Source organism: Anaerotignum sp. (genome assembly GCF_040307045.1).
Lineage (GTDB): Bacteria > Bacillota > Clostridia > Lachnospirales > Anaerotignaceae > Chakrabartyella.
The window spans coordinates 412,684-420,357 of the sequence record NZ_JAWRKF010000002.1 but is presented as its reverse complement, the minus strand read 5'-3'; the positions used below and the strand labels follow the sequence as shown (position 1 = coordinate 420,357).

Below are 7,674 nucleotides of genomic sequence, written 5' to 3'. Positions count from 1 at the left end.
AGTTTGAGGCAAAGAAAAAGCAGCTCCTTGGGATTTGAAGAAAATCAGCCTGTCTATGCGGAAGGGGGACATGACATGACCTACGCCTGCGAGGACTGCGGCTTTTTATTCTGCCGGGTGGGAGCGGTAAAGGAATGCCCTGCCTGCGAGAAACCCCATATTCGCCCCGCCACCGAGGAAGAAACCGGGAGGTTGGGGAAGATTTTGGAACAAGGAAAATCAAATTTACATATCAAGGAGGAACAGACAATATGAAAAAAATACTCAGTATGTTTCTGGTACTGTGCATGGTAGTGACCCTGCTGCCGGTTTCGGCAATGGCGGAGGAAGCGTCTGTTACCATTGGCACAAGCGGAGAAATTATCAGCTTTGCGCCGCTTGCAGGAACAGAAAAAACAAGAGCCCTTGGCACATCGATTCAGGATTTGGTATTGCCCGAAATACTGACCGTCACGGTACGGACAGCCGTGCCTGCCGACGAAAATCTCACACAGGATTCCGGCAGCCCGGACGAGAGTGTAACATCAGGCGACGCAGCGGTTGCGACAACAAGCTCTGCGATTGAAGCAGAGCTTGACGAGCCGGAAGATAGAGGTGAAGCGGCCGAACCCGAATGGAAAGAAACCACCATGGATATTCCGGTGACATGGGTTTCGCCCGACTATGACATGAATACCGAGGGCGAATATGTCTTTACGCCGAAGATTGAGGGCTATACGGTCCGTGCCTCGCTGCCGGAGATTACCGTGACGGTGGGCGAAATGCCGCCAATTGCGGCTGTGGTCCTTGACTCAGGCGGTGCGGCCAAGGATTCTTATGATACCGTTGAGAACGCCTTGTATCATGCCAAGACTGGAGAGACCGTTAAACTGCTGAAGGAGATAACGCTGGCCGCGCCCGCCAGCATCACCGACAAGTCGATCACATTGGACTTGAACGGCAAAAAGCTGACCTCGGCTTGGGCACAAACTCTCACCTATACCGGCACGTCGGACAAGACCCTGACCATAACGGACAGCGCTGACGGCGGTGTGGTGGAAAACACGTATGATCCAAAGGAAGGGAAAGCCCTTGTGAACAACAGCACCGGCACAGTGGAGGTACTGGGCGGCACCATCCGCTCCACCGGCGTCTACGGCTATGGAATCCATAACGCGTCCACCGGCACAATCACCGTCTCCGGCGGCAGCGTGGAGGCAACCGGGGACCAATATGTCTCTGGGCTCTATTATTTCGCCCGCGCCATCGACAATAGCGGCGGCGGCGTGGTGAATATCTCCGGCACAGCGCAGGTCACGGGGGTCACAGGCAATGGTTATGCGATCACCAGTAACAAGGCAAGCGGCGTCGTGAATATTTCCGGTGGTGTGGTAAGCAGTGAGAAGAACTTCGCGCTAGGCGGCTCGGAATTGGGGCGCATCAAGGGCCACGTGAACATCACCGGCGGTGAAATTCGCTCTGGCATTGATCTCGCCAATGGCACCACTGTTAACATTTCCGGCGGCACCCTTGCACCCGGCAAAATTTCGGTGCCTTCCTATTCTACACTGGTTATCACCGGCGGCAATATGGGCTTCAACCTTTCTGGTGGCGTAGCGGTCAATGGCCAGGTACCGCCCGTCACCGTCGTACCGTATGTCCTCACCATCCCCGGTGAAGGAAACAAGGCGGTTACCGAGCTGACCGTCACGCCGGAGCTGGACTATACCTATGGGATGAAAGACTTCAAGACCGACGACAGCGGCAATCTCACCGTCTGCCTGCCCCTGGGCAAGACCGGCGTCAGCGTGACAATTGACGGTACAACCTACTCCGGCGAAACTGTGCGTGTCAGTGAGGAATATTCTAATTGGGGCTATACCGCGACGCTGACACCGCCTGCGCCAAGCTACACCATTACAGCCAATCCGACCACCAAGGATTTCGAACCGCTGACAATCGGCTATATTGCCCCGGCAGCGCAGACCATCACCATCACAAACACCGGAAACTCCAGCGTGACGCTGACCCAGCCGACCAGCACCAACTACACGATAGGCGCACTCAGGACCACAACACTGGCGGCAAACGGCACGGCTACCTTTATTATTACGCCGAAAACCGGTCTTGCGGTGGGCAATTACAATGAAACCCTGACTGTAAGCACCGACCATAGCACCGACGCTACGGTAGAACTGAGCTTCTCTGTAACGGCGGTTCCGAACTACACCGTCACCTTTAACGCAAACGGCGGCACGGTCAGTGAAGCTTCACGCTCGGTTGCACCCGGCACGGCGGCAGGAACGCTCCCGACACCGACACGTTCCGGCAGGTACAGCTTTAACGGCTGGTATACGGCGGCAAGCGGTGGAACTCAAATCTCCGCAGGCACAACCGTCAATGCAAATGTGACCTACTATGCTCATTGGACTTACACCGGCGGCGGTGGCTCTGGAGGTGTTGGAGGAAGCTCATCAAACAACAACGGCAGTCCTGTCATCGTCACCCCACCCGCACCGGATAAGCCAAATTCACCTACTCAGGGGGAAATCAAGGTTCCCGGCACAGTGGACGGCAAGGGCAATGTCACGGTGAATATCACTGCCAAAACTGTAATGGACGCCTTTGACAAGGCATTGGATGAGGTCAAGAAAAACGGCACGGAGAAAAATGGCATTACGGTGGTTCTCCGTGTGGATACTGGCAACAAAACCGGCTCCAATGTTACGGTCAATCTTCCAAAGGCCGTGCAGGATACCATCATTGCAAAGAAAATCGTCAACACCATTGTGGTGGTGGACAACCCCAACATCAGAATTGGCATGGATTTGGCTACCGTGCAGGAAATCAACAAACAGGCAAAATCGGATGTCAACATCACCGCCACCCGTACGGACAGCGGTAAGCTGACGACCGAGGCGAAAAAGGTGATTGGCAGCCGGCCAGTATTTGACCTCAAGGTGAACTACGGCAACGGTAAGGCGATCAGCAGCTTCGGCGCAGGCAGCGTATCAGTAACTATTCCATATACCCTCGGCGCAAATGAAAGGGCGGGGAATGTACAGGCTGTCTATGTGGACAGCAAGGGCACGGTGCATTGGCTGATAAACTCGGCCTATGACAGTGTGGAACAGGTACTGCGTTTCAGCACCGATCATTTTTCCACCTACGGCATCGGATATAAACAAACGGGCACCGCATTTACTGACATTGCAGGCCATTGGGCAAAGGAAGATATTGAGTTTGTGGCAAGCCGTGGACTGTTCAGCGGCACTTCCGCTACGACCTTCAGCCCGAACACCGCCATGACAAGAGGAATGTTCGTCACGGCGCTGGGGAGGCTTGCAAACGCCGATGTGAGCGGCTACGCAAAGAGCAGCTTCAGCGATGTGAAAGACGACGCCTACTATATGGGCTACATTGAGTGGGCAAGCAAAAACAGCATTGTAAACGGGGTAGGCAACGGAAAGTTTGCCCCGGATGAGTCTATAACCCGTGAGCAGATGGCGGTCATTATGAGCAACTATGCCAAGACCATCGGTTATACTCTGCCCAAGGTTCATATCGAAAATATCTTTACAGATAACGCTAAAATCAGTACCTACGCCAAGGAAGCCGTGAAGCAGACGCAAATGGCAGGCGTGATCAGCGGCAAAAACGGCAATCTCTTTGACCCACAGGGTACAGCCACAAGAGCCGAGGTGTCCGCTGTATTACGCCGTTTTGTGGAGCTGGCGATTTCCAGCGACACGGCCAAAGCTGGACAATGAACGATTCCGGAAAATGGATGTACTACGAAAACGGCAAGCCCCTTACCGGCAAGCAGGACATCGACGGAGCCACCTATACTTTTGACCAGTACGGCGTGACCGCGGATGTGCCGAAAAATCTGCGGTACACCACCTACACCGTGCAAAAGGGCGACAGCTTCTGGCGCATAGCCTATAAGTTGGGCTGCACCATGAGTGAACTGGAGCGATTGAATAACAAAAGCCGGTTCTCAATTATCCACCCCAGCGATGTACTCCGGGTGCCAGAGAAGTAAAAATATGGTTCCCTTTCAAAACGTTAAGCTTAATGGGCAGAGGATGGGCGAAGATGGGAAAGCAAGGGAGGAAACCGACATCGGTTTCCTCCCTTGCTTTTCCGTATTCAGTTTGCGTTTCTTAATTTGTCCCTGTGACACAGTCGCTTTTATGCACCATGGTCTTTTTTATGCTTTAATTATGCAGAATCTAAACTGCTGTATAAGAATTAAATCTAACGACATTTAAAAGGGCTGGATGTTAAAAAAAGTACATAGAAGCCTAGAAGAAGTGTTTTGAGGGGCATTATATTTGAAAAGGGCCTCACAGAGACAATATTTGTTTTCTGTTTTATTTTTAAAGCACAGGATCTAATGTAATTTCTTTTACTGGCATAGGTCGAAAAATGTCGGGGGGGGGGAACAGATGGGTAGTAACGGGAGAAAAAGTCGAATAAAAGATATGGGGATTAAAATAGCACTGTTTTGGCAAATACAAAACAATCAATAATTGTTAAATATAGTAAATAAATGTGCCGCATCACAAGAGATAAACCTATCTAGACGAAAAAAATAATATATATTATTAAAAAAGTGGGAGATTTTTTTTCACTAATTTTCATTGTCGATTTTTAGGGAAAAAGCTGATAGAAATAAAAAAAATTCATTGACAACCGATTATCATTCTTGAATTGACTTAATTTTCTGCAAAAACACTGATATTTAATAGGAGTAAATATAATTTTGCAGAATTAAAAACAGTCCTCTAAGGGGATACTTTTGTCTATTCAAAACCATAGAAAAAAATGAATAAAATAATTTTATTGTTGACTATACATTAAGTGGATACGTTATATTAAAAGTGAATTATAGAATATCACCAAAAAAGTTTAAACAATTATGATTTATTTATTGAGTTTTGTTACTAAAAAGGAAAATCATGGTTGTCCGCGGATGAGTTAATGGTGAAATTCTATAAAAACAAGCCGAAATTTAGGTTTGTTTATGATGAGCGAGGGTGGAGAATACTATCCCTAATCTGATTACCTTCGGTTCATTAAAAAGTAATAGAAAACTATAAACTTTGAGGGTTTGGCAGGATTCTCAGGTTGTTGAAGCTTGGATTTTAAACTCCAAGAGGTTTTCACAAACAGCAATTATAAGTGATGTTATTTTATGAGGTAGTAAGAAATTATTGAATCTAGGGAGGTAAAACTTATGTCTGGAAACCAACAACAGCAAGAAGGTGCTTTTAAGAAGGACTTACGTAAGATTGATATCTGGTCACTGGCTTTAGGTGCAATTATTGGATGGGGCTGTTTCGTAATGCCGGGAACATCCTTCCTGCCAAAGGCAGGGCCTATAGGCTCTATTATAGGGTTGATGCTGGGTGCAGTTATTATGTGTATTATCTGTATTAGCTATGGTTACATGATTCGAAAATTTCCTCTTTCCGGCGGTGAATTCGTTTACGCCGACACAGCTTTTGGTAAAAAACACGCTTTTATTTGTGGATGGTTCATTGTGTTGGCATACTGGTCACTGATTCCTTTGAACTCAACTGCATTGGCAATGATTTCTCGTTATATCTTACCAGGTTCTCCTCTGCAGATTGGGTATCTATATACTATTGCAGGGTGGGATGTATACCTTGGTGAAATTGCTTTGGCTTATGCATTTATCATTGGATTAGGTTTCGTAAATATGCGTGGTATCAAGAGTGCAGGCTGGTTCCAGACTCTGGTTGCAGTTGCTTTGTTTGCATCTGTCATGTTTGCATTGATTGGTGTATTGTTATCAAAACCTGACTTCAACAACTTGAAACCTTTCTTCGCGGAAGGAAAATCCAAGTTCTCGGGGGTTCTGGCCGTATTAGCCTTTTGCCCTTATTGCTTCGTAGGCTTTGACTGTATCCCTCAGGCAGCTGAAGAATACAGTTTCTCCCATAAGGCAGCGTTAGGATTAATGGTTGGTGCTATTTTGGTTGGTGGTATCATCTATTCCACAGTTGTATTTATTACAGCAGTTGTTGATCCATGGGGACCTATGCTGGCTTCTAACCCTGACTGGGCAACAGGCGAAATGGTTATGAAATCCATCGGTTATATTGGTGTAATCTTTATTGGTATTGCAATGCTCTGTGCGGTAGTAGCTAGTATGAACGGTTTTTATATTGCTTCCAGCCGTTTACTCTACTCCATGGCTTATGCGGATGCATTACCAGAGAAATTCGCTCACTTGACACCTCAGGGCACACCTAAGAATGGTATCCTCTTTATGATGATTCTGGCTTTAGTTGCTCCTTGGTTTGGTCGTCAGGTATTGGGTTGGATTGTAGATATGACTTGTGTTGGTGCAGCAATGGGCTTCACATATACATGTGCAGCGGCTACTAAGGTTGCCAAAAGAGATGGTGATACAGCACAGGTTTGGTTGAGTGCATTAGGTGTTGCAGTTTCTTCCATATTCTTGATTATCACATTCGTGCCTGGTATGCCTGGATTCTTGTCTACTCCTTCTTTCATCATTTTAGGTATTTGGACAGTATTGGGTATTATCTTCTTCATGAAAATTAAAAATCGCTACATCTATGGTCAGTGGAAAGGTGTTACAGTTGAAGAAATTCTTTACACAAAGATGAAGCAAGATGGAAAGGCATAATGACTTCAAAAGTGATTTAATACATAAATAGAATTAAGTAATTTTTAAAAACGCCATCCTCTTTTGGATGGCGTTTCTTTTGTATTTTAGGTTGTTCCATCTTAATATAAATGGTGAAAGACAGGATAAATTTATTTGTGATTTAGAATATGGGAATAAGAGGAAAAAAATTTAGCAGATAAGAAAAGGAGAAAGTCAGTAAGTGACAAGAAATAAAATGAATAGGACATTAAGAACAAGCAAGTTTTAGGCCAATGGTAGCAGACGATAAGGGAAAATAATGAAAGTCAATTGAGAAAGGTGATAGCTATAATTATTGTTTTTATTCTAAAAGGAAAGAGTATTTTGTATTATTTTGACATGGGATGTGCTCTGAAACAAAAAAAAGGGGCTCCAGCACAAAATAATTTGTAGTTTTATAAATCTTTGGGAGATTTAATATTACCAGAAGAGGATTTCTTTTTTTGGAGAAAAGTACAAAAGGGAAAATGGGAAAATGGGTAGTAGAATCTAAATGATTTGTTTTTGACATTGGAAACTTCAAAAAGTTTAAATTTTTACAAAAATGAGACGATTTTTGGAGAATGAAAATCAGTCCCCTTGGGGGGATACTTTTTCGTTGAAAAAACGAAGGGGAAATATTTGATCAATTAATTTTATATTGACTATACCACAAGGGGATGCACTACATTAAAATAATATTATAGAATATCGCTAAAAATATAAAATAAATATATTTATATTTGTTTATATTTATTAAATTTGGTATTTCAATGTATAACCGCGGATACATTATAGTGAAATTCTATAAAAATGGGCCTGTAGCTAATTTTTGTTCTAAATGGACAAGGCACGATTATATTCCCAATTTCCTATACCTTTGCCTCATTTATGTACAAAACCTTGAAAATTTGGCAGGGTTCTCAAGGTGGTGCAAAAAGGACTCCATATTTAAAAAGTTACCACAAGTGCAATTATGAGTAATGTAATTTTAAGAGTAGCTAGAAAAT

General features: G+C 45.1%; 4 protein-coding genes. All 4 read left to right on the top strand.

Annotated elements, in window-relative coordinates; all coding sequences use genetic code 11:
* On the top strand, positions 1-255 hold a 255-nt coding region (locus ABVZ64_RS01845; protein ID WP_352399355.1), incomplete at its 5' end, for a hypothetical protein.
* Entirely contained in the window at positions 252-3,749 is a 3,498-nt protein-coding gene (locus ABVZ64_RS01840) for an S-layer homology domain-containing protein (protein WP_352399354.1), read from the top strand. The genes ABVZ64_RS01845 and ABVZ64_RS01840, both read left to right, overlap by 4 nt.
* Complete coding sequence (locus ABVZ64_RS01835) at positions 3,746-4,024, top strand: LysM peptidoglycan-binding domain-containing protein (protein ID WP_352399353.1); 279 nt, start codon at positions 3,746-3,748, stop codon at positions 4,022-4,024. Before ABVZ64_RS01840 ends, ABVZ64_RS01835 begins: the two co-directional genes overlap by 4 nt.
* 1,197 nt (positions 4,025-5,221) lie before the next feature.
* Complete coding sequence (locus ABVZ64_RS01830) at positions 5,222-6,664, top strand: APC family permease (protein ID WP_352399352.1); 1,443 nt, start codon at positions 5,222-5,224, stop codon at positions 6,662-6,664.
* The last annotated feature ends 1,010 nt before the right edge of the window (positions 6,665-7,674 follow it).